This window comes from Thermosynechococcus sp. HN-54 (assembly GCF_023650955.1).
Classification (GTDB): Bacteria; Cyanobacteriota; Cyanobacteriia; order Thermosynechococcales; family Thermosynechococcaceae; genus Thermosynechococcus.
Genome location: NZ_CP098039.1, coordinates 1,760,214 through 1,785,479 on the forward strand (window position 1 = coordinate 1,760,214; position 25,266 = coordinate 1,785,479).

A 25,266-nucleotide genomic window follows, 5' to 3' on the forward strand; every position below is an offset into this window, starting at 1 on the left:
GCAAACGTTAATCTTAACTTAACGGTTGTTTACACGTCTCTTAAGAGATACTGCAAATTCCGCTAAGGGCGATCGCCAAGGGTTAAGAGATCTAGGTAAGGCAAACTAAGGGTCTATTCTGGACAATTTTGACCCGAATGGCAAATGAAAAGGTAGGTGTCCGATGGCGAGACGATGCAATATTGCCCTTGTAGGTAGCTACAACAGCGGCAAAACGACCCTCGCAGAAAGTATTTTGCGCCTCACCCACGCGACCAATGGTAAGGTCAGTAGTCTGTTGGATACCACTCCTGAGGCTCGCGATCGCCAGATGGGGGTGGAACTCAATGTGGTGCATACCCAGTATGGGGAGCTAGCCCTGACCCTTCTGGATTGTCCCGGCTCGGTGGAATTGCTCCAAGAAACCCTAAATGCCCTTGTGGGAGTGGACATGGCGATCGTCGTCTGTGAACCCCTCAGCGATCGCGCCTTTATACTCACACCCCTGTTCAAATTCTTGGATGACTGGCAGATTCCCCACATTCTCTTTGTCAACAAGATGGAGCGCGCCCATGACCCCTACATGGAGATCCTCGCCGCCTATCGCCAAGTTTCCAGTCGTCCCCTTGTACCCCACCAGTACCCCATTTGGCAGGGGGATGAGCTAGTAGGCTACATTGACCTTGTGACCGAGCAGGCCTATCACTACCATGCGGGGGCAGCGGCGGATTTAGTCCCCTTTCCTTCAGAATTACAAGCCGTTGAACAGGCCGCGCGGGCGGAGCTACTGGAAGCGCTGGCCAACTATGACGATCACTTGCTAGAGGAACTCTTAGAGGATATTGCGCCGCCAGAAAGTGAAATCATGGCGGATCTGCGCTGGGAGCTGGGCGCCGACTTAATTGTCCCTGTGTTCTTTGGCAGTGCCCAAACAGACTATGGCGTACGTCCCCTCTTGGCGGCCCTCGACCGCGAAGCCCCCGATGCCACAGAAACCGCTGCCCATCGGCAAATAAACAGTGAGGAACCTCTTGCTCAAGTGCTGAAGACCTTCTATCTGCCTCAGGGAGGAGGCAAACTCTCCCTTGTGCGGGTATGGCAGGGGAGACTGACTGATGGCATGAGCTTGAATGGCGTGCGCGTGGGTGGCATCTACCGTGCCCAAGGTACGCAACTCGAATCCTTGGGTCAAGCCACGGCGGGTGACATTGTCCTATTGGCACGGCTAGAGGGCATTCCTACGGGTGAGACCCTGAGTGTCAGTGGTCAAGCGGTGCCTTTGCCCTGTGCGCCCCAACTAGAACCTGTCTATGCTTTGGCGATTACCCCCAGTAAACGCAGTGATGAGGTGAAGCTCACGGGGGCACTGCAAAAGCTCCTTGAGGAAGACCCGGCGTTGCGCTGGGAACAGCATGGCGATACCCATGAAATTATTCTCTGGGGACAGGGTGACATTCACTTGCAGATTGCCCTTGATCGCCTGCGCCGCAAATATAATCTGCCGATGCAAACCCATTTACCCCAAGTGCCCTACAAAGAAACCATTCGCCGCGGCACCAAAAACAGCCATGGTCGCTATAAACATCAGACCGGGGGACACGGCCAGTTTGGCGATGTCTATCTCGATATTGAGCCGCTAGCGCGTGGGAGTGGCTTTCGGTTTAGCGAAACGATTGTCGGTGGTGTCGTGCCCAAGCAATATATCCCCGGTGTTGAGCAGGGAGTGCGGGAATTCCTTAACCAAGGTCCCTTGGGGTTTCCGATTGTGGATGTGGCGGTGACCCTCACCAATGGCTCCTACCACTCTGTGGATAGCTCCGAGCAAGCCTTTCGCCAAGCCGCCCGCCTCGCCATGCAAGTAGGGATTCCCCAGTGCGAACCGCAACTCCTAGAACCCATCATGGCAGTGCAGGTGTGGATGCCCCAAGCCTTTACCGCTAAAGTGATGCAGGCCTTGACGGGGCGGCGGGGTCAGGTCTTGGGCTACAGCAGTAAGGAGGGCTGGCCGGGCTGGGAACAAATTGAGGCCTACTTGCCCCAAGCCGAAATGCACGACTTTGTGGTGGAATTGCGCTCGCTAACGATGGGCACCGGTGGCTTCCACTGGCAATTTGACCACCTGCAAGAGGTGCCGGAAAAACTGGCCACAGTCATTGTCCAGCGCCACAAAAAAGCCTAAGCGACCAGTTGAGCGGCCTTGGCCTGTAACGCCTGAAGCCGAGTGGTGATAATCTGGCGAATTTGCGCTTCCTGCTGGCGATCGCGCTCATCAAGGTCATCGGCCACGGTGCCAGGAGCCGCTTGAAATTTTTTCAGTTGGCGGTCAAAGAAACTATTGGGAAAGCGGCGATACTCAACCGTCTGCTGCTCTAGGCGGGCAGTGTGACAAAATGCGTGCAGCCAGTGGGCATAGGCTACATCCTCAGCGCCATAGCGAAATTGGCGAAACACTGCATCTTCGGGAAAGCCGCCAATAAATTCATGGACTTCGCGGCGCACAGCCAAATTGAGCACCAACGTTTGCTCGAGGGTTCTCTGCCAGTAGGGATGCAGGCGATCGCGACAATAAACCCCCGTGCGTACCGCACCAAAATAGGCCGGAGCGTAAGGTTCGGGTAACGGCTGATTCAAAACCGACAGAGCTAAAAACAGATGCTCCGGGCGATAGAGATCATCGGCATCACAGAAAAAGATCACCTCTCCTTTGGCTAAACGCACCCCCATGTTTCGCGCTGCGGCAAGACCGGTGTTCGTTGGCAGCCCCACCAATTGTAGGGGAACCACATTCGGCCATCTCTCGGTCGCGACATCGCAGGTGTTATCTGTGGAACCATCGCTCACAAGGATCAATTCCCCCGTGGTGGTATAGGGAAAGTGCTGCTGGAGATAGCGACAACTGGCGGCGATGCTGTCAAGGGTTTCGCGAAAGACCATTTCGCCCCGCTGCGCGACGATATTGTAAGCGGGCATCACAATCGAGAAGGAACGCAGGCCAGCAAGTTCCACACTCAATCCCTCATTGACTCGCCCTCATTTTCTCTGCAGTAGCGGCTCTCATGCAAAAATTTCCCGAGGTGTTGACAAACGCTCAGTGCATTCGCTACATTAACTAATGCTGAGTCTTGCCCCCATCGTCTAGAGGCCTAGGACACCTCCCTTTCACGGAGGCGACGGGGATTCGAATTCCCCTGGGGGTATCCCAAACTGACAACTTCAAACCAAGCGATGAAGGTTTGATTCGCTGATCCCCTGCCGAAGTGCCACAATACGGAAAGTAGTGCAGGAGACAAAGGATGGATTGGGCAACGCGGGTGATGCGGGTCACACCGTCGGTAACGCTGGCGATCGATGCCAAGGCAAAGGCAATGCGCGCGGCGGGAGAAGATATCTGTAGCTTTAGTGCGGGCGAACCCGACTTTGACACCCCTGCCCATATTCGTGAGGCCGCCAAAGCTGCCCTTGATCAAGGTAAAACCCGCTATGGCCCCGCTGCGGGTGAGCCAGCCTTACGTCAGGCGATCGCCACCAAGCTGAATAACGACAACCACCTACCCTATCGTGCCGAAAATATCCTCGTCACCAACGGGGGCAAACAGGCACTTTTTAACCTGATGCTAGCCCTGATCAATCCCGGCGATGAGGTGATTATCCCTGCGCCCTACTGGGTGAGCTATCCAGAAATGGTGCACTTGGCCAGTGGCACACCAGTAATTGTTGCAACCACAGCGGAAACAGGGTATCGGATTACCCCAGCCCAATTGGAGGATGCCATTACCCCCAAAACTCGGCTGTTTGTCCTCAACTCCCCCAGCAACCCGACGGGCATGGTCTATACCCCCGCGGAAATCCGCGAACTGGCAGCCGTCATTGTGCGGCATCAACTGTGGGTGGTCTCCGATGAAATTTACGAAAAAATTCTCTACGATGGCGCTCAACACTTGAGCATTGGTGCTGTCAATGAGGCGGTCTTTGAGCGAACCATTGTCTGTAGTGGTTTTGCCAAGGCCTATGCGATGACGGGCTGGCGCGTGGGCTATATTGCTGGGTCAGAGGACTTGATTAAGGCGACAACGAAAATTCAGAGCCACAGCACTTCAAATGTGTGTACCTTTGTCCAGTATGGCGCCCTTGCGGCCCTAGAGGGAAGTCAAGACTGTGTGGCCGAGATGGTGGCTGCATTCCACGAGCGCCGCGCCTACATGTATGAACGGATTTGTGAGATTCCGCGGCTGCGCTGTCTCAAGCCGAGGGGGGCATTTTATTTGTTTGTCGATATTAGCGAAACGGGTTTAGGTTCCGTGGAATTTTGCGATCGCCTGCTGGAGGAGGAAAGAGTGGCCACGATTCCCGGTAAAGCCTTTGGCATGGATGATCACATTCGCCTCTCCTACGCCACAGATTTGGCCACCATTGAAAAAGGTCTGACGCGACTGGCAAAATTTGTCGAGCGCCTCTAAATCCACAACCGCGCCATCGGCAAGAGAAACCCCGGCATCACCTCACTGCAATCAACCACTTCAGGGGAGTCCAAAACCACCACTTCCGCTTGGGGACGGTAGAGTTCCACTTGGCGGTCTTGGGAATTGATCAGCAGCCCCAAGCGCACCCCCAGTCGCCGATACTCCTGCATTTTGGCGCGTAAGCGGTCAATAGAATCCGAGGGCGATCGCAACTCAGCAACGAAATCCGGCACGATTGGGATAACGCCCGTCAGATCAACGCCCTCTAGGCGAGGGTTAGCAATCCAAGAGACATCCGGGGAGAGCTTACCGCCCCCCAAGGCCGTAAAGTCATAGCCCGTTGAGAAATCAAAGGCACGCCCCAGTTGTGTTTGCCGGTTCCAAAGCCCCACTTCCACAATCAGCTCGAAATTTGGGGCACTCGTTTGCCCCCCCCCGTTGGCAGCATTACAACCAATTCTCCAGCCTTGGTCAATTCTAGGCGCAGATTAGGATGATCGCGGCAAAGTTGATCAAACTGTTCTGGGGTTACTCGCACCGTTGCATTGTGGACATTGAGCAGCAGCGGCGAGCTGTCCACGGGTGTCGTAGAAGTCATAACCGTTGGTTCAAGCAGAATAACTTGATCCTAGCGAAGGCGACTTAGAGATGGTCTTTCACGTATTTCCACCCTAGTTTGGCTGCACCGACGATGCCGGCATAATTCCCAAGGGTTGCTCGCAAGCAGTGGAGGTTATTGCGGGACGTGGGTAGTACCCGCTCTTCCAATTCAGCAATCATCGAGGGAAAAAAGAGGTCACTAGCGGCACTAATCCCCCCACCAATGATCACTGCTTCGGGGGTGAGGACATACACAAGGCTAGCAATGCCGGCGGCTAATTCACGGCCATAGTCTTGCCAAAGGGCGATCGCCTCAGGGTCGCCATTGCTGGCACGTATTGCCATCTCATGGGGTTCACAGCCCCAGCGTCGCCGCAGGGCTTGGGCGGAAACGTGTTGCTCAAGGGAACCGCGATTGCCACTATTGCAGGGAGATCCCTTGTAGTCGAGGGTAATCAGCCCCAATTCGCCGGCGGCGCCATCCCGACCGACAAAGAGATCGCCATTGAGGATAATTGCACCCCCAACCCCCGTCCCCAACGTCAGCAAAATTAAATCCTTGAACTGACTCCCCGCCCCTAGCCATGCCTCCCCAAGGCCGGCACAGTTGGCATCGTTGCCAATCACGGTGGGTTTGCCCGTCAAGTGTTCGAGGCTGTCGCTAATGGGCACTTCGTACCAGTCAAGGTTAATCGCCCGGCGGGCAATGCGACCAGTAGCATCCACCGGCCCCGGTATCCCCATGCCGATCGCCAACGCCCGATCCTCACCATCCAATTCTTTAATCCCCTGCACAATGGCTTTAATCACCCGTTCTGGAAAGGGTGGCTGAGGGGTCGGCAACGTTAGAGTATTGAGGCAATCCCCCTTGGGACTAAAGCGCCCCATTTTGATGGCAGTGCCACCCAGATCAACACCAATGACGTAGGGTTCGCTCACAGGGATTTAGCAGGTCTCAATTGCAGGCGATCGCGGGCATCGTCGCCCAGTTGAATCGTTACATCCGATGCTAGCACACCCGTACTCTCCACCCGCACTTCCCCAAATCCCAGCAATAACTGCACCCGACGCGCGGCCGCCAAGTCCCCCTGCTGAGCAATGATGCGCGTAATAGCAATGCGCTGAGGCAATGGCTCAGCAACCCACGGAGAGGGGTAGCCCGCGTTTTCCAGTTGCTGACTCAGGTGCACGACCAATGACTCTGGCAGGGTAGTATTTTGAATGGCAATCCGCACTTGGGCAGGGGTGCTCAAACCCGTTTCCCGTGGATCGGCAGTGGGGGTATCACGGAAATACTGATCCGTCAGCCAAGCAATCCGCCGGTAATCGGGCAACCAATAGCTGACTTCCACCTCATCAATTGTGCCGTTAAAGGTTCCGGGCAACATTAGAAACTCTACTCGCGATCGCGGCAAGCTGGTAAGGAATTGGCCCAAGCTCATCAGTTCTTCAACCGTTAGATTCGTATCCAAGTGTTCGCGAATAATACTGAGAATTTGGGGGGTACGGGCAAGGGTTTCCGGACGAGCCGTTTGCTCCATCAAGGCTCGCAAAAACATCTGTTGTCGCTGCACACGGCCAATATCGCCAAGGGCATCGTAGCGAAAGCGCAGAAATTGCAGGGCCTGGTTGCCATTCAGGTGTTGTCGTCCCGGCTGCAAATCAATGTAGAGGCGCTGACTGTCATCCCGATAGCGCATGGCTGTGGGTACATCCACCGTCACCCCCCCAAGGGCATCAATGAGTTTCTCAATGCCTTGAACGTTAATGCGCAAATAGCGATCGATGGGCACATCCCCCAACAGATCACTCACGGTTTCCGCCGCTAATACCGGGCCGCCGAGGGCATTGGCTTCGTTGATTTTGGCATCCCCCCGGCCGGAAATAAAGGTCAGTGTATCGCGGGGAATTGACAGCAGCACTAAACGTTGCTGCACAGGATCAAAACGTACCAGCAGAAGCGAGTCCGACAGTCCCTCAACGGAGTTAACCAAGGCATGGTAGGTAAGGTTGGAGTCGGGTGGTTCATCTAAGTCGGCGGTTAAAACCTTGGAGCCAATGAGCAATAAATTCATGGGTTGATGGAGCCTTGTCCCCGTCCAGCGATCGCCCCGTTGAAACACCTGCCACTCCCGACTCGTGAGCGATCGCTGCATTAGAGGCGTACTCTGACTCAGTAGCCCCCAGAGTGCCCCCAAGCTGCCGGAGAGCAGGGCAACCCCTATCCACAACACCAGTCGCCAAAATAAGACCCCCTCTTCAGGAGGAGCGGGCCATCGTCGGCGCTGCCATCGAATAAACACTACTGCCTCGCCCCACTAAAATTCCCTTCAACCTACCATAAACCTCTCGCTTTGTTTGAGGGTTTTTGAGCGTTGCCAACACACACGAGTGGGCAAGATACAATACACAAATATCCAACAAATACGCAACGCATTGCTGCCAAAATGCAATTTATTGACCTCGCAGAAATTCATGTCAAGGCCGGCAAAGGAGGCGACGGCATTATTGCCTTTCGCCGTGAAAAATATGTGCCTGCGGGAGGCCCCTCAGGGGGGAATGGGGGCAATGGTGGGTCGGTCATTCTCAAAGCTGTATCTCACTTGCAAACACTGCTGGACTTTCGCTATGCCCATGTCTTCAAGGCAGAAAATGGCCAGCGGGGCGGCCCCAATAATCGTACGGGTGCTTCTGGTGCGGATTTAATTATTGAAATGCCCTGTGGCACCATGGTCTGGGATGCCGAAACCGACGAATTGCTGGGAGACCTCACTACCCCCGGTCAAACACTGCTGGTGGCCAAGGGGGGCAAAGGCGGTTTGGGGAATAAGCACTTCCTCAGTAATCATCAGCGGGCACCGGATTATGCGCTGCCGGGTTTAGAGGGGGAAGAGCGGCATCTGCGGCTGGAACTGAAGCTACTGGCAGAGGTGGGCATTATTGGCTTGCCCAATGCGGGTAAATCCACGCTGATTTCTGTGCTGTCAGCAGCGCGACCGAAAATTGCCGATTATCCCTTTACAACCTTGGTGCCCAATTTAGGGGTAGTGCGTCAACCCAATGGCGATGGAACGGTGTTTGCCGATATTCCCGGTCTGATTGCCGGTGCCCACGCTGGCTTGGGATTGGGTCATGAATTTCTGCGCCATATTGAGCGCACCCGCCTGCTGCTGCACTTGATTGATGCCACAGCCGAGGATGTGGTGACTGCCTATCAAACGGTTCAAGATGAGTTAGTGGCCTATGGTCACGGGTTGGGCGATCGCCCGCAAATCATTGCCCTGAATAAAATAGATGCCCTAGAGGCGTCGCAAATTGCGACTGTCCAACAGAGACTCACTGCCTATGTGGGTCAACGGGTTTTTGCGATCTCCGCTGTAGCCCGTGAAGGGCTAGAACCGCTTTTAGAGGCTATCTGGCAGCAACTGGGAGTCGGGGTGTCTCATCAGTACTGTTGAAGCATGTTAGCGACAAATACCTTAGGGAAAATGAGCACCAAGGCTAAAGGAGGCCGTATCTTAGGTGCGATCGCCCTTGGAAGCAGCCTTATTCTTGGCCTTTGTCTGAGCAACTTAGCCCAAACGTCTGCACCACAGACACCGCTGCAAGAGCTGGCGAACCAAATTGAACAACTGCGGCAGCAGGGCAATGTTCAGGCTGCCATTCCTCTGGCAGAGCGCTTTGTCCAGCTAGTGGAAAAAAAGCTTGGAAGCAGCCATCCCCTGTTGGCAGCAAGTCTTAACGAACTTGCAAAACTTCAAGTTGAGCAGGGCAATTATGCTGCTGCATTACCTCTTTATCAGCGAGCATTGACCATTTATGAGCGCAGTCTTGGGCCAGATCAACCAGAGCTGTCTTCCGTTCTCAATAACTTAGCTAACCTCAGAAGTGTTGAATTCTGCAACAAAACTTAACATCCTAAGTGACAAGTAGCTCTGGCTGCCAATCAAAGCTCCAATGCACTATCGAGCAGCGGCGACTCAGTTCCAGTTGCAAATATCGCAATTTGTCTAATAGCTTCCTGCCAAAGTATTCAGGTATCTCCATTAGCTCTAAAATTAAGTACCCAATCAAAACCATATAAATCTGATTTATCACCCCATTCAAACTCTTCGTAATCAGCTTGTCTAATGATAAATGCATCTTTAGAAACTTCCATAAGTTCTCAATCCCCCACCGATGCCGATACAGCTCACTCACTTCCTCATCACTTAGATGCATTAGATTCGTCGCAATACGAAACTCTGTTCCATGCTCATCAAAAAATTGAACCACTCGGTATCTCTCATGATTGAGCTTCATTCTCATGTTATTCTTGATACGCACAACAAATAAACACTTCCTCTCACTCAGCCGCTCTAAAAATCTCCAACTCGCAAACCCTCTATCCATGATGGCAACGGCATTCTCAGGGATCATTTCTAAAATCTCGTCTTGAAAGCTTAGGTCATGTCTCTCCCCAAAAGAGACTACTGCCTTACCCAGGATGTTCTCTGTTAAATCAAATCCTGTAATTAACTTCACTTGATGGTATTTGTAGAACCAAAAGAGCTTACTCGTCAGGGTAATGACGGTTGAATCAATAGGAAACAGCATCAGACTTGAACAACGATGTCTCTTGCGAGCTTGAGACATGAGATGAGTGTAAATCCTCTCAAATAAGGTGGTTGTTCGAGTTTTGTTCGCCTTGGAAAACGTGGACATATCCACTGTAATCCCCGAATGATTCAAGCGATAAAATAAGGCTCTCATGCTGGTTAATCCTTGGTCGAGAATGTAGGTCAACCAGATTTTGAAGAACAATTGAGAGTTGAGGACGGGGTAGTCGCAAGGGCTGAGCTGCTTGAGAATAGACTTGACAAGAACTGAAAAAGATGCCATAGTAAGCTGATTAATTTTTCTTCTTTTGAGGGAAGAATACGACATTTCTTCCCTTTTTTCTAGCCTCTTAAACTATCTTTCAACACTTCTGAGCTAACCTATACCGTGCCCAAGGGAATTACGAGGCAGCATTACCCCTGTTTCAGCGGGCTTTGGCCATTGCCGAAAAGACCCTAGGTTCAGATCATCCAGAAGTAGCCGTTATTCTGAATAACATAGGCCTACTCTACACCCAGCAAAAAAACTACACCGCTGCCTTGCCCTTCTACCAGCGAGCCTTGACCATCTTTGAGCGCGCCTGGGGGGAAAAGAATCCCTATGTGGCAACGACACTCAATAACTTGGCAAGCGCCTATCGAGAACAAAAAAATGATGCCGCTGCTCTATCGCTGTATCAACGTGCCCTGCAAATTCGCGAACAAATCCTACCCGCCGACCACCCCGATATTGCCGCTAGTTTGAATAATCTAGCCACCTTCTATTTTGATCAGCGCAATTACTCAGCGGCACTGCCTCTCTATCAACGAACCTTAGCGATCGCGCAATCTCGCCTCGGGCAAAACCATCCCAATACTGCTGTTGCTCTTAGTAACCTTGCTGCTGTCTATTGGCAACAGGGGAATCTTGCTCAAACTCTTGCTTTACTGAAAACTGTCCAAGAGATTGAAGAAAAGAACCTGAGTGAAAATCTGATCGTTGGCTCAGAGGATTACAAGCGCAACTATCTGGCCACATTCCAAAACAGTACCGATGCCATTCTCACCTTGCATCTTCAGAGTCTTCCCCAGCATCCGGATGCCACTGCCCTTGCCTTAACAACCATCTTGCGCCGCAAGGGGCGGTTACTCGATTTTTTTAGCCAAAACCAAGCACGACTACAGCGGCAACTGGCTGCTCCCGACCAAGCCAAGTTTGAACAACTCACTCGACTACGCACAACCATTGCAAAGCGAGTCTTTGCCTCAGCAGAACCAGCAGCTTTATCCCAAGTGCAGCAGTTGCAATCGCAGGCCAATCAACTGGAAGCGGAACTGAGTCTGCGCAGTGCTGTCTTTCGGGAACTGGCTCAGCCGGTGACCCTCACCGCTGTCCAAAAGGCACTTCCTAGCAATGCAGCTTTGATTGAATTTATTCGTTATCGTCCCTACGATTTGAGGACTCAGCAGTTTAGTGAGCCTCGCTACGGAGTGTATGTATTGCGCGCCAGTGGTCAGCCCCTAGGAAAAGATCTCGGCTCCGCCGCTGAAATTGAGGCTCAAGTGCGTCAAACTCGTTTACGCTTGGCTGATCCGCGCTTACCGAAGGCTGAAATTCAACGGGCAGCTCAAGCCCTTGCCGCGCAGGTGATCACTCCCCTTCTTCCATGGCTCGGTGATGCAACGCACTTGCTGATTGCTCCCGATGGCGAGCTAAATACCATTCCCTTTCAAACCCTCGTGGATGCCCAAGGGCGCTACTTGGTCGAATCCTATCTGATTACATTGCTTACCTCCGGACGCGAACTCCTCCGCTTCCAATCCCGGCCAGCGGCTGCCCATGCCCCCTTGATTATTGCTGACCCTAGTTTCGAGCATTCCCTTGGAAATTCCTCTAGCGCTCCATCTACCGTGCGTTCTCTTGATTTGCGGGGTTTGGCCTTTGCGCCCCTACCGGGGACGACTCAAGAGGCTCAAGCGCTCAAGCAACTGCTCCCCAAAGCCCAAGTGCTGACCCAAGCCGCAGCCACGGAAACGGCGGTCAAGGCGGCCAATTCTCCTCTGATTCTCCACTTGGCTACCCATGGCTTTTTTCTCCCTAATTTCGGGGAGCAAGGGTTCCCTGAGAATCCGCTGTTACGGTCGGGTTTGGCCTTGGCGGGATTTAACCAACGCCAGAGCGGTTCAGACATGGATGATGGGGTGCTGACGGCCTTAGAGGTGACCGGCATGAACCTGACGGGGACGGAGTTGGTGGTGCTCTCAGCCTGTGATACAGGACGAGGGGAGGTGGTCAACGGCGAAGGGGTCTATGGTCTGCGACGAGCTTTTACGTTGGCAGGGGCGCGATCGCAAGTGAGTACGCTCTGGAAAGTGGATGATCAGGCCACGCGCGAAATCATGATCGCCTTTTACCAAAACCTGCGCCGTGGCATGGGGCGGACAGAGGCACTGCGCCAAGTCCAGCTTCAGCGGCTTAAACAGGAATTGCCCTACTATTGGGCGGCATTTGTGTCCAGTGGCAACTGGTCTCCGATCCCATTGCCCCGATGACGATGGTTCGCGCCATTCAATACCGCCTTGCACTGTGGTATGTGGGGGTGACAGCACTCCTGCTCCTCATCTTTGCCACAGGGTTCTTTTTCTATGTGCGGGGAACGCTGATTGAGCGCATTGATGACACCCTCAGCCATGTTGTAGAGGTGGTGAGTCGTTCCCTGATTATTGACACGGGCACGGCGGAAGCCATTGATTGGCAAACTAGTTTGGGCAGTAGTCCCCTTGCGGCGCTGGAGGAGGATCACATTGACCTTGAGGGGTTTACCCCAGATCAGCAGTTGGCTTGGAGCACGTTTTCAGAACCCCTTGATCTGCCCTTGCATCCCAGTCGGACGGCAGAAACGGTACAGGTGGGCGAGGATCGCTGGCTACGGCAGATGACGGTGGCCTTAGTGGTGGGCGATCGCCTACTGGGCTATTTGCGGGTTAGCCATCCTTGGTTTGAGGTGACCCAACCGAGTCAAGCCCTGCTTTGGGATCTGTTGGTCGGTATCACAATTACGCTGACACTGGTGAGTATTAGTGGTTGGTTCCTTTCACGGCTGGCGATCGCCCCCTTACAGCAGTCCTATGCCTACCTGAAGCAATTTACTGCCGATGCTTCCCATGAACTGCGCAACCCCGTGGCCTTGATTCAAACCAATGTGCAAGTAGCCTTGGCCACTGCCGATCCAGAAACCCAACGTCAGCAACTCTTGGTGATTGAGCGCCTCAGTCGCCGCCTTAGCCGCTTGGTGGACGATTTACTGTTTCTGGCACGCCAAGATAGCGGCATGATTCCCCTGCAAGCCCAGCCCTGCCACCTTGATGCCATCCTCCTAGGGGTGATTGAGGAGCAGACGCCTCTAATCCAGCAAAAACAACTGCAACTGGTGTTGGAGCTGGCGGATCCCCAGACCTCAGCAGCAGAGGCCTATCGCCTTTGGGGTAATCCCGATCACCTCAGCCGCTTGTTAACCAATATCCTCAGTAATGCGGTGCAATATACCCCTGCCGGTGGCCAGATTCAAGTGATGTTGGATCAGCAGGGCAAGTTTTACCGCATGGTGATTGCCGATAACGGACCGGGGATTCCTGCCAGTGACCTGCCCCGCCTGTTTGATCGCTTTTATCGCCTTCAGGGTACAAAGTCCGAGGGAACGGGCTTGGGGCTGGCGATCGCCCAATCCATTGTCGAAGCCCATCGAGGTCAGATTCAAGTGACGAGCGAAGTCGGTCAAGGCACCTGCTTTACGATACTGCTGCCAGCGGAAATAAAAGAGATCTAGATCGCTGGTACGATCATCGCCAGAGTTATCCCCAAATCAGCCAGTTTTATTAGGATTGCCCCCACTGTGGAAAAGAAATCGCGTTCGCTTGCCCACATTGCTACCATTGTTGCCATTGCTACGCTGTTGAGTAAACTTGTAGGACTCGTTCGCCAGCAGGCGATCGCCGCTGAATTTGGCGTCGGTGCCGCAGTGGATGCCTACAGCTATGCCTACGTGATTCCGGGGTTTCTCTTTGTGCTCTTGGGGGGCATCAATGGCCCTTTCCACAGTTCGATTATCAGTGTTGTTCTCAAGCAGCCCCCAGAAAAAGTGGCTCCCCTTGTGGAAACCATCACCACCGTTGTGGGTGCCCTATTGCTGGTGCTAACCGCAATTTTGATGGTGCTGGCTGATCCCTTAATTCAACTGATTGCCCCCGGCGCCAGCCCAGAGATTCAAGCCTTAGCCGCAGAACAGTTTCGGATTATGGCGCCCTTGGCCGTGCTCTCGGGTTTGATTGGCATTGGCTTTGGCACGCTCAACGCCGCTGATCAGTATTGGTTGCCTTCCATTAGTCCCCTGTTGTCCAGCTTGGCGGTGATCATTGGGATTTGGTTCTTTGCCGATCAATTTGGCCCAGCGGTGCTCGCTTGGGGAACCCTAGCGGGAGGGGTGCTGCAATGGCTTGTACAAATTCCTGCCCAGTGGCAAGCGGGCATGGGCACCTTGCGGTTGCGTTTTGATCTCAAGCGCCCTGAAGTGCGGGAGTTAATTCAACTGATGGGGCCTGCCACTCTCTCCTCAGGCATGCTGCTGATCAGTGTCTATATCAGTCTCTTTTTTGCCTCCCAGTTACCCGTGGGCGCTGCTTCGGCGCTAAGTTATTCCCAACTCCTATTTCTCACGCCCTTGGGGATTCTCTCCAATGTGATTCTTGTCCCCTACATGCCCATTTTTTCAAAGTTGGCACAGCCAGAACACTGGCCGGATCTCAAGGAACGCATTCGCCAGAGTTTAGTACTCACTGCCTTGAGTATGATGCCCCTCGGTGGCATGATGGCGGCTTTGGCTCTACCGGCAGTGCGAGTCGTCTATGAGCGGCGTGCCTTTGACTTTGCAGCCTCACAACTGGTGGCCGCCCTGTTGGTCGTTTATGCCATTGGTATGTTTTTCTACCTTGCCCGCGATGTGATTGTGCGGGTCTTTTATGCCCTGGAGGATGGCCGCACACCGCTTTACATCACCCTCTGGGGATTGGGATTTAATGCCCTGTTTTGCTTTTTCTTTACCCAAGCCTTTGGCGCGGTTGGGCTAGCGATGGCCACTGTTGGGGTGAATAGCGTATCGTTTATTGCCCTGACTTGGATTTTGCACCGTCGTTTGGGGGGGCTGCCTTGGGGCGAACTGGTTGTGCCCTTGGCTGGCATTGCGGTGGCGAGTGTGCTGAGTGGTGGGGCAGGTTGGGGTGCCCTTAAAGGACTGGAATTGCTCTGGGGGCGGGAAGGCTTGGGGGTGCAACTGTTGCAGTTGGCGATCGCCGGCAGTGTCAGCTTGATTGTTTTTGCAGCGGCTATCTCGCCCCTAAATCTACCGGAGCTAGAGTTTTTCCTGAGCAAAGTACGGCGGTTTTTGCCCAAGCGATACCAGTAGCTAGCTGCCATAGTATGCTAGAAGATCGGCCAATTCATGCGCCGTTGTTGCGATCGCCAACCTTGGATGACGTCCTCTCGTACCGTTCTCTGCCGTGGAGTCCACTATGAAAGTTGTTTGTTCACAATCAGTTCTCAGTAGTAAGCTCGCTCCCCTGAGTCGCGTTGCCCCCAGCAATCCCTCTCACCCAATTCTAGCGAATATTCTCCTGCAAGCTGAAAATGGCCGCCTCGGACTCTCCGTGTTTGATCTCAGTCTGGGGATGCAAATCTGGCTTGATGCAGAGGTGAAGGTACCAGGGGCGATTACTGTCTCCGCCAAGCTCTTTAGTGAGATGGTGTCGCGGATGCCCAATCGTGAGATCGAAATCACGGCGGAAGATACGCGGGTGATCCTCGACTATGGCAGCGGTTTCTTTGAAATTCAGGGAATGAGTGCGGAGGAATTTCCAGCACTGCCCACGTTAGAGGACGTGATACCGGTGACCTTGACCGCAGAGGCATTACGGCGGGGACTTCAGGGCAGTTTGTTTGCGGCGAGCACCGATGAAACTAAGCAAATTCTCACAGGGTTGCACGTGACCTTTGAGGTTGATCGCCTTGAGTTTGCCGCCACGGATGGCCACCGCCTCGCCGTCACCGTCACTGAACAGCCTGTGCCCGAAGCCCTCTCGCCAATTACGATTCCGGCAAAATCCCTCAAGGATCTGGAGCGGCTGATGGCGAAACAAGAGGGGGACGTGGCGCTGCGCTGTGATCCCACCCAAGTGGTCTTTGACATTGGCAATGACGCTCGCATTACCAGCCGTCTGCTGGAGGGACAGTATCCCAACTACCGCCAGTTGATTCCCAAAACCTTTGCGCGTCAAGTGACGGTGGAGCGATCGACCCTTGCCGATGCCCTAGAACGGGTGGCGATTCTTGCGGCTCAAAAGAACAACGTCGTCAAAATCAACATTGATGCGGAGGCCCAAGAACTTAAACTCTCGGCTGAGGCTCCGCAATTGGGCAGCGGTGAAGAGAATGTGCTGGCTCAGATTTCTGGGGAGTCTATGGAGGTGGCCTTTAATGTCAAATATCTCCTCGAAGGACTGAAGGTGATGAATAGTTCAGATGTGCAACTGCAACTCAACGGTGAAACCCAGCCCGCGATCCTCCTCCCCCTTGGGGAAGCCCAGATGAAATACTTGGTGATGCCGATTCAAATTCGCAGTTAGCGCAGGAAGTTGCTGGTGAGCCAAAAAGTGACAAAAACACCAATAGCCACCAGTTGATCCACAGTCAGGAACAGGCCGGGCAGACCTAGCTGGTAAATGGCCACGGCAACCACGGCACCAAGCATCAGGGCCACCAGGGTAATCAAAAAGGCACGGCCAAGGCGTTGTTCCTTGCGTTGGAGCCATACCAAGTTAAAGCCAACCCCTAGGGATAGTACCAATGCTAAGGTGTCGGGATTGGCTTGAGACAGTCCGATCGCCATCAGGACGGCATAGACGGTTGATGTAATAGCGATGCCCCGCAAACTGGGGGTGTCCAACTGTTGTTGCCACCACTGAAGGACAGGATGGTTGGCAATGGGATTTGATTTGGCTGATGCTGGCTCGTTCAATTGCTCCGCATAGCGAATGCGCTCGGGAACTTTGATTTTGCCCTCTTGGCGTTGCCGCAGCCGATCCATCAAGATTGCATCGTAGGCTGCCTCAATTTCGGTACGCTGCCGTTCATCCCCCGCATGAGCCGCTAATAGTGCATCCCGTGCTTCCTTGATTTGCTCGAAAGAAGCGTCTTCGGGCACTTGCAGCTTTTCATAGGGGTTGTCACTCATGGCAAATTGATCTTTGTTCATTGGCCATTCTTGCGGGCAGTATCAACAGCGGACTGAAGGCTACCAGACAACCTTTTCCACAACCGTTCAGCAGCGTAGAGGCAATTGAACGTCGCACCTGAGAGGAGCCAAGCCAGCTCAGGGGGAGTCGTCTGAGGGAAAAAGGCTGTTGGACGATAGCCTTCCCTCAAATTCTAACCACTTCCCAAGGAAAACGAGAGAAAGTCGCCTTGAAAGGGACTCAACCGCCTGAATTGTAACAAATCATTTACTTTCAAGAGTTTTAATTATTCTTTACAACAAGGCGGGCGATCGCCCCCTCGGAAAAGCATTTCTTTTTTCAGATTTCTTTTGGCGCGATCGCTGGGCAGACAAACTTTAGTTTTGGGTTCAATCGGTGAGGGGATAACTTGGCGAAGGAGAATTTTTGTATTTTTGTTTAATTTAAATATAAAACTAATAGCAAAAAAATCAAAACTAACTTCTCAAAAAACAACTAGTTTCCTGAGAGACTTCCCAAACTTGAAAAAGTTTTTGCTCATCCTCAAATAAGCTGAAATTTTATTACAAAAAAATTATTTTTCTGACCGCTGCGACTTCTAGCGATCGCTGGCCGAGAATAGCAGTTAGGTCATCGTGTCGCTCCACTACTTAGGAGGCAAGGTCAACGTGAAACTCGCAGTGTACGGTAAAGGCGGAATTGGTAAATCCACCACCAGTTGCAACATCTCGGTGGCACTAGCACGACGGGGCAAGAAAGTCCTGCAAATTGGCTGTGACCCCAAACACGACAGCACATTTACCCTCACAGGCTTTCTCATCCCCACCATCATTGATACCCTCCAATCCAAGGACTACCACTACGAAGATGTTTGGCCAGAGGATGTCATCTACAAAGGCTATGGCGGTGTGGATTGCGTTGAAGCGGGTGGCCCCCCGGCCGGGGCAGGCTGTGGCGGTTATGTGGTCGGTGAAACCGTCAAGCTCCTCAAAGAACTCAATGCTTTCGATGAATACGATGTCATCCTCTTTGACGTGCTGGGGGATGTGGTCTGTGGTGGCTTTGCTGCCCCCCTCAACTATGCCGATTATTGCTTGATTGTCACGGATAATGGCTTTGATGCGCTTTTTGCCGCCAATCGCATTGCCGCCTCCGTTCGTGAAAAGGCTCGCACGCACCCCCTGCGCCTCGCGGGTCTCATTGGCAATCGCACCAGCAAGCGCGATCTCATTGACAAGTACGTAGAAGCAGTGCCGATGCCGGTTCTGGAAGTGCTGCCGCTGATTGAGGATATTCGCGTCTCGCGGGTCAAGGGCAAAACCCTCTTTGAGATGGCCGAAAGCGATCCCAGTCTCAACTATGTCTGTGACTACTACTTGAACATTGCCGATCAAATTTTGGCACGACCTGAGGGGGTAGTGCCCAAGGATGCCCCCGATCGCGACCTCTTTGCCCTCTTATCGGACTTTTACTTGAATCCGCAAACCCCAGAACGGCTCCTTGCAGCGGTCTAAAACTCCCCTAGAATACTCCACGGAACCCCTTCGCTGGAGTGAGTATGAACCCTGAGCAATTACGGCAAACTGCACGCAGTAAGTGGCTGGCCTACTACCAAGAAAACCGCCATTGGATTGTGCGCTTGGCCATTTGGAGTACCTATCGCGGTCAACGGCGCCCCTCCTCGAGTTTTATTTTGGGGGTGCTCACGGCTTTGGAACCGCGCCTACTGGATGCTCTACCCGTCATTGTCGAACTCAGCAATGATCCCGATCGCATTATTTCTGCCTTGGGCTTGAACTTCAACCCCGACGAAGAACTGGCCAATCGGGATAACTCTGCGCAACTGCCCCCAGAACCTCGCTTACTGCCCCCCAAGCCCTTTGTCAGTAATCGGGCTGAAGAACACAGTGAGGAGGCCGCTCAAAGTCATCAAACCTAGTTCCAATCGTTTCTAGATTTAGAGGATCTCCCTATGACTGCGACTGCTCCCAATGCCCTCAACTTTGAGTGCGAAACAGGCAATTACCATACGTTTTGCCCCATCAGCTGTGTGGCGTGGCTCTACCAAAAGATTGAAGATAGTTTCTTTTTGGTCATTGGTACCAAGACCTGTGGCTACTTTTTGCAGAATGCGATGGGGGTGATGATTTTTGCTGAACCCCGTTATGCCATGGCGGAGCTAGAAGAGGGAGATATTTCGGCGCAACTCAATGATTATGAAGAGCTAAAGCGCCTCTGCCTCCAAATTAAGCGCGATCGCAACCCCAGCGTGATTGTTTGGATTGGCACCTGCACCACGGAAATTATCAAAATGGACTTGGAAGGCTTGGCTCCCAAGCTCGAAGCAGAAATTGGCATCCCCATTGTCGTAGCGCGTGCCAATGGTCTCGACTATGCCTTTACCCAAGGGGAAGATACGGTGCTCGCTGCCATGGCGGCTCGCTGCCCCACGCCCACTGCCGTCAACGATGTCGAAGAACGCAACCCCATCCAGCGCCTACTGAACTTTGGCAAGAAAAAAGAAGAAGTCCAAGCCGAAGCCAGCCACGACCACAATCACCCGCCCCTTGTCCTGTTTGGCTCATTACCCGATCCCGTGGTCACTCAGCTCACCCTCGAACTTAAAAAACAAGGCATCAAAGTCTCCGGCTGGCTGCCTGCCAAACGCTATACCGAGCTACCAATCATTGACGAGGGCTACTACGTAGCTGGGGTAAATCCCTTTCTCAGTCGGACGGCTACGACCCTGATCCGTCGCCGCAAATGCAAACTGATCCCTGCCCCATTTCCCATTGGTCCAGATGGCACCCGCGCTTGGATTGAGCACATTTGTGCCGCGTTTGGGATTCAACCCCAAGGCCTAGCCGAGCGGGAAGCCGAGACCTGGGAAAAACTCAGCGATTACCTTGAACTCGTGCGCGGCAAATCCGTGTTCTTCATGGGCGACAATCTCCTAGAGATCTCCTTGGCACGGTTCCTGATTCGCTGTGGCATGCGGGTACTGGAAATTGGCATTCCCTACATGGACAAACGCTACCAAGCGGCCGAACTTGCTCTCCTGAGCCAAACCTGTGCCGAGATGGGACATCCCCTACCCACCATTGTTGAAAAACCCGATAACTACAACCAGCTCCAGCGCATTAAGGCGCTCCAACCCGATCTGGTGATTACGGGCATGGCCCATGCGAATCCCCTCGAAGCCCGTGGCATCAGCACCAAGTGGTCCGTGGAATTCACCTTTGCCCAAATTCATGGCTTTGGCAATGCCCGCGACATCTTGGAACTCGTCACCCGTCCTCTGCGGCGTAATCAAGCCCTTGCAGGCTTAGGCTGGCAAAAACTGGTTACCAGCTAAAAAAATGAACCCCCTCTGAACATCCTCGGAGGGGGCGAGCCATGCTCAGCAGAGTTAGCGCTGTCGTGGAGGCTGGAGAATCTGATTTTGGATGGCTGGCGGCATACTCCCCGGTGTTGGCGTGTACTGATAGCCAAACCCCGCATTCTGAGTGTCATCAACAATCTTTGGTGTCACCATCACCACCAGTTCATTGCGTTGACGCTGGTTGCTCTCCCGGCGGAACAGCCGCCCCAACAGGGGAATATCACCAAGAATCGGAATCTTCGTGACTAGTGAGCGATCCTGATCTTGAATAATGCCCGCTAGCATCAAGGTTTGGCCATCACGCAAGCGAATCCGCCCCGACTCCATCCGCCGCTGGGAGAGAAGCGTCCCCGTGGACGGGTTAGCTACGCCCGGAAAGACCACCGAATAGGTACCGCTCGGAGCACTCACTTCGGGCGAGAGTTGCAGCGTAATGAAGCCATTGTCGTCAATTTGATCGACGGTGACATTAAAAATCACACCCGCGGGTCGAATGATCGGCCGAACTGTCTGAGACTGAAGAGCTGCTCCCGATCCTGTTCCTTGACTATCCGTAGTTGACTCAATACCAGAGAAAATTTCTTGGGTCAAATTAACTTGAGCAGCACTCCCCTCTTGAATTACAAGGGTTGGGTTCGTGAGGATTGTGGCATTCCCCGTTTCAATGGCAAATTGAATTTGAGCAAAAAAGTCACTGAGAAAATTACCCACTGGTGTGCTGGGAATTGGTGGCAAAGGCCCAGGGGTCAAACCACCCACGTTAGGTGTGGTGCCACGGATAACAGTGAGTCCATCAGCGTTGAAGATAGCTCCCCAAAGGCTGCTGCCAAAGTTAGTAATTAAGTCTGCATTTGCTCTCCGCCCTCGCAACAGGTTCACATCAATAAACTTGACATTCACCATCACCTGCCGCTTACGGATGTCAAATTGCTGAATCAATTGCGTAGCAATTTCCACTTTGCGGGGGGTGCCAATCAATGTAATGGTGTTGGTGCGGGGATCGCCGACAACTTCTAGGCCTTTTAGCAGGGAGCTGCGACAAATTTGGCCCACCACACCGCCCGCTGCTGCTGGGACTTGCAGCTGTTCACAGCCCGTTGGCGCGTCTTGGCGACCAGTATCTGGCAAGTTGGCACCATACATTTCCAACAGTTGCACGGCGCCCAATTGTAAGTCACCCTCGCGAACTCGAGTTTCACGGTTGAGAGCGGTTTGAGCCGTCGTTGAGGCCTGTGCGCCCTGAGCAGTGCCGCCAGAGCCGATGGTGCCACCGGTTTGGGCAAGGGAGGCAATTTCCTGTGTGGTTGCTGAGGCACCAAATACCCGCATTTGATTGAGGCGAATGGTGCGAACAATACGATTTTGGGCATCGGGAGGTAGGGTTTGGCCGACAAAGATGGTGCGACCTTGACGATTGGCTTTAAGGTTGGTTACCCGCAACACATAGTTGAAAACATCTTCAACAGACTCATTTTCAATATCGAGGGAGATGGTCGCCCCGCCCCCTGCCTCATTGCCTTCCGGAAAGACAACGTTCATATTGGCTGCGCGAGCCAGCAAAGAAAGCACTTCCCGTACAGGGGCTTCCCGCAAGAGTAAACGCGGAATCCGCTGATTGGTGCCCAATTGGATGACATCCGGATCGGCATTGACGGGACTAATGAGCATGTCGCCGACAGGCGGTGGCACCGGCCGGGGTAAAAATGGCGGAACAGCACTCGGTCCGGGAGGCATGGCCATCGGTTGGCCATTGGGGGGCACTTGGGAGCCAGCGGCGCCTTGAGCGGTAATGAAGTTAATTTGCAGGCTGTCCCGTCCTTCACGGATCACTTCGCTAATGGGGGCGGCACTGATGCCATTGACGGTGACGCGGATGGTTGTAGCATCGAGTTGCACCACCTCTACGGAGGAAATACCGGGAATGGGGTTATCTTGGCGGAAGGCACCTCCTTGGGGTAGACGCAGTTGGCTATTGGTAATGTCAGCAATGGAGGCATTGCCGCGATTGACCGTGAAAACCGCTGGCCGCAGATTCCCCTGAACGTTGAAGAGGAGCTGGATACCGTTGGGGGCCGTTACCAGACGCACTCCCGTAATTTCCGTTGCTGTGGCCCAGGTGGGGGTTTGACTGGCAGCAACAAGGGCGGTTGTGGCGACCCCTAAGCCGAGACGATGTAAAAGCTGACTCACGATGCTTGACTCCTCACAAATGCCACCAAAGGTATGAAAAGAGAATTACGACTTACTCCCAAGACACTCTACGCTGCTTCTTTGCTTGCCATGCGCTATTGCTGTTGTTGTTGCGGTTGTCCTTGCTGCTCACCTCCTTGGGGTTGACCCTCTTGGGGCGGTGCTGCCAAAGCGGCAATTTCTTCAGGGGTTAGGGGCACATAGGCCATGAGCTTAAACGTGGTAATCACTTCGTCGGGTTTGTCAGCAATCAGTTCCATCGTTAGGTTGTTAATCACGAGGAAGTTCTGCTGCTGATCAATTTTTTGCATGATTTGCAAAATACTGGGGAATGGCCCTTGAATCGTAACGTTGGTTACCTGTTGTTTTAGTTTGGCATTTAATTCTGGGCCAAGGGAGCCATCTTGGACAATTCCTGAAGCTGCACTATCCGGTTCAAACGTAGTCAGTTGGGCACCGCTTGTAACAATCAGCCGGTTGATGTCAAGAAGGAGCGTGTCAAGGGCTTCTTGGGTGGCAAAGAGCGATCGCACATCACGGTTTTCCTGTTTGGCTCGCTCTAATCCTGTGACCACATCATTGAGTTGCTTCAAGATAACCTCCCGTTGGGAGAGGTCATTTTCCTGCTGGGCAATCTCCTCCTGGAGCTTGGCGGCTTCCTCTAGTTTGGGCGCAATAAGAAGACTCCCCAAATAGACTGCTGCCCCCAACCCCAATAGGGCAATGAGGACGCCACTGACAACGGGTGTCAGGGTAATGCCAAAGACCGTCGGATAATTTGGTGCGGGTTCCTCAATCGGCGGGCCGCCAAAATCGCCGGTTAGGGTCATTGCTCTACCACTCCTTTTTCTTTGAGAAATTGAATGCGCGCCACCAGTCCTTCGACGCCATTGGCGGCAAGTTCCTCAAGGAGTTCCGATGCCGGCACGCTGGCGATCGCGGTCTTAATACTAAAGGAAACCCTTGCGGTTGTGTCCTCTTCGCCCTGTGGGTTTGCCCGCTCTGCTTTAACCAGTTGGGTGGCCTTGCCATCAAAAAAGGGAGAGCGATTTTGCAGGAGCAGTAGAAAGTCACTCACGGCATCAAAGGAGACGGCCGTTCCCTCGATCGTTAACTCTTGGGGTGTGGCTCCCCCTTGGGTAATTTTGCGAATTTGCACCCCTGCCGGCGTTTGAGTGGCCATATTCCGCATCACCGCCGACCAAGGTTTGACCTGATTAAAGACAGTGGCCAAGGCTTTGGTTTCCGCTGCAATTTGCTCCTGCTCTTTTTTAATTTGATCCATGCGTTGCAAATCGCGAGAAATGGCGGCGAGGCGATCTTGAATCGACTTTTGCTTACTCGTCAGTTGTTGTAGCCAAAGATTGGCACCCACTGAGCCGAGGAGCGCCAGCCCCACAAAAAAGAGAGCAGCCACACCACCAATAATAATTGGTACGTTATCAAATCCGCGAGCTGCGGTTGCGGCAGTGGCCATGCCCCCCACTTCGGGACGTTCTTTGAGGAGGTTAATCTCAATTGAGTACATAGGGAATGCTCCTAAGCGCCACGCAGACTCAGACCAATCACCGTGCCCCAAGCAGGACGTTTTTCGAGGGGAATCTCCTCTGGCGTTTGCAGTCCCAGCAAACTAATCGGGTCAACCAATGTGGTGGGATAGTTCAGCCGCTGACTAAAAAACTCATCGACTTGACCAATACTGGCACCGGGGCCTGCCAGCAGTAACTGGGATACCTCTAGACTTTCTCCTTGGTTGAGGTAAAAGTCAATGGAGCGGCGGATTTCGTCCGCAAGATCGGAGAGAACGCGCAAAATAGCTGCCCCACTGGGGTTGAGTGCGCCGGTGACATCCATTGGCTCTAGGGGAACCGTGAGACTCTCGATCAGGTCAACTCCCATGGAGGGAGGCAGGTTCATGGCACGGCTGATGGCCTCTTGCATCCGTTCTTTGCCAATGGGCACCTTGCGGTTGAACTGGGGAATACCATCCTTGACAATGCTAATCTCTGTGCCCTCATCACCAATATCAATAATTGCTGCTGCCTCACCCACAAACTGTTGCAGTGAATCTCGCAGGGTGCGCATGAGGGCAAAATTGGTTACTTCAAGCGCTGTCAGTTGTAAACCTGCTTGGGTAAAGGCATTGATGTAGGCATCGGTCACCTCGCGGGGCGTACCTACCAGCAGAATCTCCACCCGCTCAATGCCATCTTCATCAAGGGAGGTGCCCAGCTTTTGATAGTCAACATCAGCCTCTTCACGGGGAAAAGGAAGGTACAGCGGGGCTTCCTGCATGAGAACCACTTCCCGCAACTCGTAGTCAGGCAATTCTGCGGGCAGGCGAATCAGGCGAATCACCGCTTCATTCATGGGAATGGCACTGATCACCTCTTTTTGTTTGATGCGCTTATCCTCAATTCCTTGACGGATAGCATCGGCAACGGCAGTGGTGTCAATGATTCGGCCTTCTTCAATGGCACCTTCACTCAAGGGGACTGAGGCCATCGCTGTGATTTTCAGACCCTGCTTTTGCCGCTGAAGCTGCACGATGTTGACCCGCTCTGGGGTGAGTTCAATCCCCAAGCCCTGCTTTGGTTTTGCAAATAGGTTGCCAAGCACAATATCACCCACCAGTGAACGGTCAAGTTTGGATTAGCGAAACTGCGTGAAGAGTGAAGTATTTGAGAACAAGGCCGCACTCCACCCCACCAGGTGATGCACACACCTTTATCACTAAGGTGATCATAACCAATGCGCATCAGGCCTTTCCAAGGGATTGGTATGGTTTGCAAAG

General features: G+C 53.2%; 22 protein-coding genes and 1 tRNA gene. 12 read left to right on the forward strand and 11 right to left on the reverse strand.

Features of this window, described 5'->3' with window-relative positions; all coding sequences use genetic code 11:
• The first annotated feature begins 163 nt into the window (after positions 1-163).
• Positions 164-2,158, forward strand: coding sequence for an elongation factor G (locus tag NBE99_RS08510; protein ID WP_250681667.1), 1,995 nt, complete (start codon positions 164-166; stop codon positions 2,156-2,158).
• On the opposite strand, the gene NBE99_RS08515 is transcribed toward NBE99_RS08510, so the two are convergent.
• The gene (locus NBE99_RS08515) at positions 2,155-2,985 is read right to left on the reverse strand and encodes a glycosyltransferase family 2 protein (protein WP_250681668.1); all 831 of its coding nucleotides are present in this window, start codon (positions 2,983-2,985) and stop codon (positions 2,155-2,157) included. The two genes, NBE99_RS08510 and NBE99_RS08515, sit on opposite strands and share 4 nt — an antisense overlap.
• Before the next feature lie 118 nt (positions 2,986-3,103).
• Between NBE99_RS08515 and NBE99_RS08520 the strand changes: the two genes are divergently transcribed.
• Together NBE99_RS08520 and NBE99_RS08525 are read left to right on the forward strand one after the other, a co-directional pair.
• Positions 3,104-3,176, forward strand: a tRNA-Glu gene (locus NBE99_RS08520).
• A 96-nt stretch (positions 3,177-3,272) separates the two neighbouring features.
• Positions 3,273-4,436, forward strand: coding sequence for a pyridoxal phosphate-dependent aminotransferase (locus NBE99_RS08525; protein WP_250681669.1), 1,164 nt, complete (start codon positions 3,273-3,275; stop codon positions 4,434-4,436).
• Here the strand turns inward: NBE99_RS08525 and NBE99_RS08530 are convergent.
• The 4 genes from NBE99_RS08530 to NBE99_RS08545 are packed head-to-tail and all read right to left on the reverse strand — an operon-like array spanning position 4,433 to position 7,342.
• Positions 4,433-4,831, reverse strand: coding sequence for a Uma2 family endonuclease (locus NBE99_RS08530; protein WP_250681670.1), 399 nt, complete (start codon positions 4,829-4,831; stop codon positions 4,433-4,435). The genes NBE99_RS08525 and NBE99_RS08530 overlap by 4 nt on opposite strands.
• Positions 4,832-4,839: 8 nt before the next feature.
• Positions 4,840-5,037 carry a Uma2 family endonuclease gene (locus tag NBE99_RS08535; RefSeq protein WP_250681671.1) on the reverse strand — a complete coding sequence of 66 codons (198 nt, stop codon included), beginning with the start codon at positions 5,035-5,037 and terminating at the stop codon, positions 4,840-4,842.
• Between the two features lie 44 nt (positions 5,038-5,081).
• A complete protein-coding gene (locus tag NBE99_RS08540) occupies positions 5,082-5,978 on the reverse strand; it encodes an ROK family protein (RefSeq protein WP_250681672.1) in 897 nt (298 codons plus the stop codon).
• The gene (locus NBE99_RS08545) at positions 5,975-7,342 is read right to left on the reverse strand and encodes an LCP family protein (protein ID WP_250681673.1); all 1,368 of its coding nucleotides are present in this window, start codon (positions 7,340-7,342) and stop codon (positions 5,975-5,977) included. Before NBE99_RS08545 ends, NBE99_RS08540 begins: the two co-directional genes overlap by 4 nt.
• Positions 7,343-7,486: 144 nt before the next feature.
• Between NBE99_RS08545 and cgtA the strand changes: the two genes are divergently transcribed.
• Positions 7,487-8,497: an Obg family GTPase CgtA gene (gene cgtA, locus NBE99_RS08550; RefSeq protein ID WP_250683712.1), complete on the forward strand. Its 1,011-nt coding sequence runs from the start codon at positions 7,487-7,489 to the stop codon at positions 8,495-8,497.
• A gap of 30 nt (positions 8,498-8,527) precedes the next feature.
• Entirely contained in the window at positions 8,528-8,953 is a 426-nt protein-coding gene (locus NBE99_RS08555) for a tetratricopeptide repeat protein (protein ID WP_250681674.1), read from the forward strand.
• Positions 8,954-8,957: 4 nt separating this feature from the next.
• On the opposite strand, the gene NBE99_RS08560 is transcribed toward NBE99_RS08555, so the two are convergent.
• On the reverse strand, positions 8,958-9,920 hold the full coding sequence (locus tag NBE99_RS08560) for a transposase (RefSeq protein ID WP_399371026.1): 963 nt from the start codon (positions 9,918-9,920) through the stop codon (positions 8,958-8,960).
• Between the two features lie 152 nt (positions 9,921-10,072).
• Here NBE99_RS08560 and NBE99_RS13455 point away from each other — a divergent pair, with 152 nt between their 5' ends.
• The 4 genes from NBE99_RS13455 (at position 10,073) to dnaN (ending at position 16,291) form a co-directional block, all read left to right on the forward strand.
• Positions 10,073-12,169 (forward strand): CHAT domain-containing tetratricopeptide repeat protein, encoded by a 2,097-nt coding sequence (locus NBE99_RS13455; protein ID WP_250681676.1) that lies wholly within the window; start codon positions 10,073-10,075, stop codon positions 12,167-12,169.
• 2 nt (positions 12,170-12,171) lie between these two features.
• Positions 12,172-13,443 (forward strand): HAMP domain-containing sensor histidine kinase, encoded by a 1,272-nt coding sequence (locus tag NBE99_RS08570; RefSeq protein ID WP_315897330.1) that lies wholly within the window; start codon positions 12,172-12,174, stop codon positions 13,441-13,443.
• A 66-nt stretch (positions 13,444-13,509) separates the two neighbouring features.
• Positions 13,510-15,075 (forward strand): murein biosynthesis integral membrane protein MurJ, encoded by a 1,566-nt coding sequence (murJ, locus tag NBE99_RS08575; RefSeq protein WP_250681677.1) that lies wholly within the window; start codon positions 13,510-13,512, stop codon positions 15,073-15,075.
• Positions 15,076-15,181: 106 nt separating this feature from the next.
• Positions 15,182-16,291 (forward strand): DNA polymerase III subunit beta, encoded by a 1,110-nt coding sequence (gene dnaN, locus NBE99_RS08580; RefSeq protein WP_250681678.1) that lies wholly within the window; start codon positions 15,182-15,184, stop codon positions 16,289-16,291.
• Here dnaN and NBE99_RS08585 read toward each other — a convergent pair.
• Complete coding sequence (locus NBE99_RS08585) at positions 16,288-16,920, reverse strand: CPP1-like family protein (protein WP_250681679.1); 633 nt, start codon at positions 16,918-16,920, stop codon at positions 16,288-16,290. The two genes, dnaN and NBE99_RS08585, sit on opposite strands and share 4 nt — an antisense overlap.
• A gap of 648 nt (positions 16,921-17,568) precedes the next feature.
• On the opposite strand from NBE99_RS08585, the gene bchL reads away from it, so the two are divergent.
• The 3 genes from bchL to NBE99_RS08600 are packed head-to-tail and all read left to right on the forward strand — an operon-like array spanning position 17,569 to position 20,255.
• Positions 17,569-18,414 (forward strand): ferredoxin:protochlorophyllide reductase (ATP-dependent) iron-sulfur ATP-binding protein, encoded by an 846-nt coding sequence (bchL, locus tag NBE99_RS08590; RefSeq protein ID WP_250681680.1) that lies wholly within the window; start codon positions 17,569-17,571, stop codon positions 18,412-18,414.
• Positions 18,415-18,458: 44 nt separating this feature from the next.
• Complete coding sequence (locus tag NBE99_RS08595; RefSeq protein ID WP_250681681.1) at positions 18,459-18,839, forward strand: DUF5331 domain-containing protein; 381 nt, start codon at positions 18,459-18,461, stop codon at positions 18,837-18,839.
• Between the two features lie 33 nt (positions 18,840-18,872).
• The gene (locus NBE99_RS08600) at positions 18,873-20,255 is read left to right on the forward strand and encodes a ferredoxin:protochlorophyllide reductase (ATP-dependent) subunit N (protein ID WP_250681682.1); all 1,383 of its coding nucleotides are present in this window, start codon (positions 18,873-18,875) and stop codon (positions 20,253-20,255) included.
• Positions 20,256-20,309: 54 nt separating this feature from the next.
• Here the strand turns inward: NBE99_RS08600 and NBE99_RS08605 are convergent, their stop codons facing one another.
• The 4 genes from NBE99_RS08605 to pilM all read right to left on the reverse strand — a co-directional run bounded on the left by NBE99_RS08605 (position 20,310) and on the right by pilM (position 25,103).
• A complete protein-coding gene (locus NBE99_RS08605; protein WP_250681683.1) occupies positions 20,310-22,472 on the reverse strand; it encodes an AMIN domain-containing protein in 2,163 nt (720 codons plus the stop codon).
• Between the two features lie 95 nt (positions 22,473-22,567).
• Entirely contained in the window at positions 22,568-23,302 is a 735-nt protein-coding gene (locus NBE99_RS08610) for a pilus assembly protein PilO (protein WP_250681684.1), read from the reverse strand.
• Positions 23,299-24,000: a PilN domain-containing protein gene (locus tag NBE99_RS08615; RefSeq protein ID WP_250681685.1), complete on the reverse strand. Its 702-nt coding sequence runs from the start codon at positions 23,998-24,000 to the stop codon at positions 23,299-23,301. The genes NBE99_RS08610 and NBE99_RS08615 overlap by 4 nt, the downstream gene beginning before the upstream one ends.
• An 11-nt stretch (positions 24,001-24,011) precedes the next feature.
• On the reverse strand, positions 24,012-25,103 hold the full coding sequence (gene pilM / locus NBE99_RS08620; RefSeq protein WP_250681686.1) for a type IV pilus biogenesis protein PilM: 1,092 nt from the start codon (positions 25,101-25,103) through the stop codon (positions 24,012-24,014).
• Positions 25,104-25,266 lie beyond the last annotated feature (163 nt).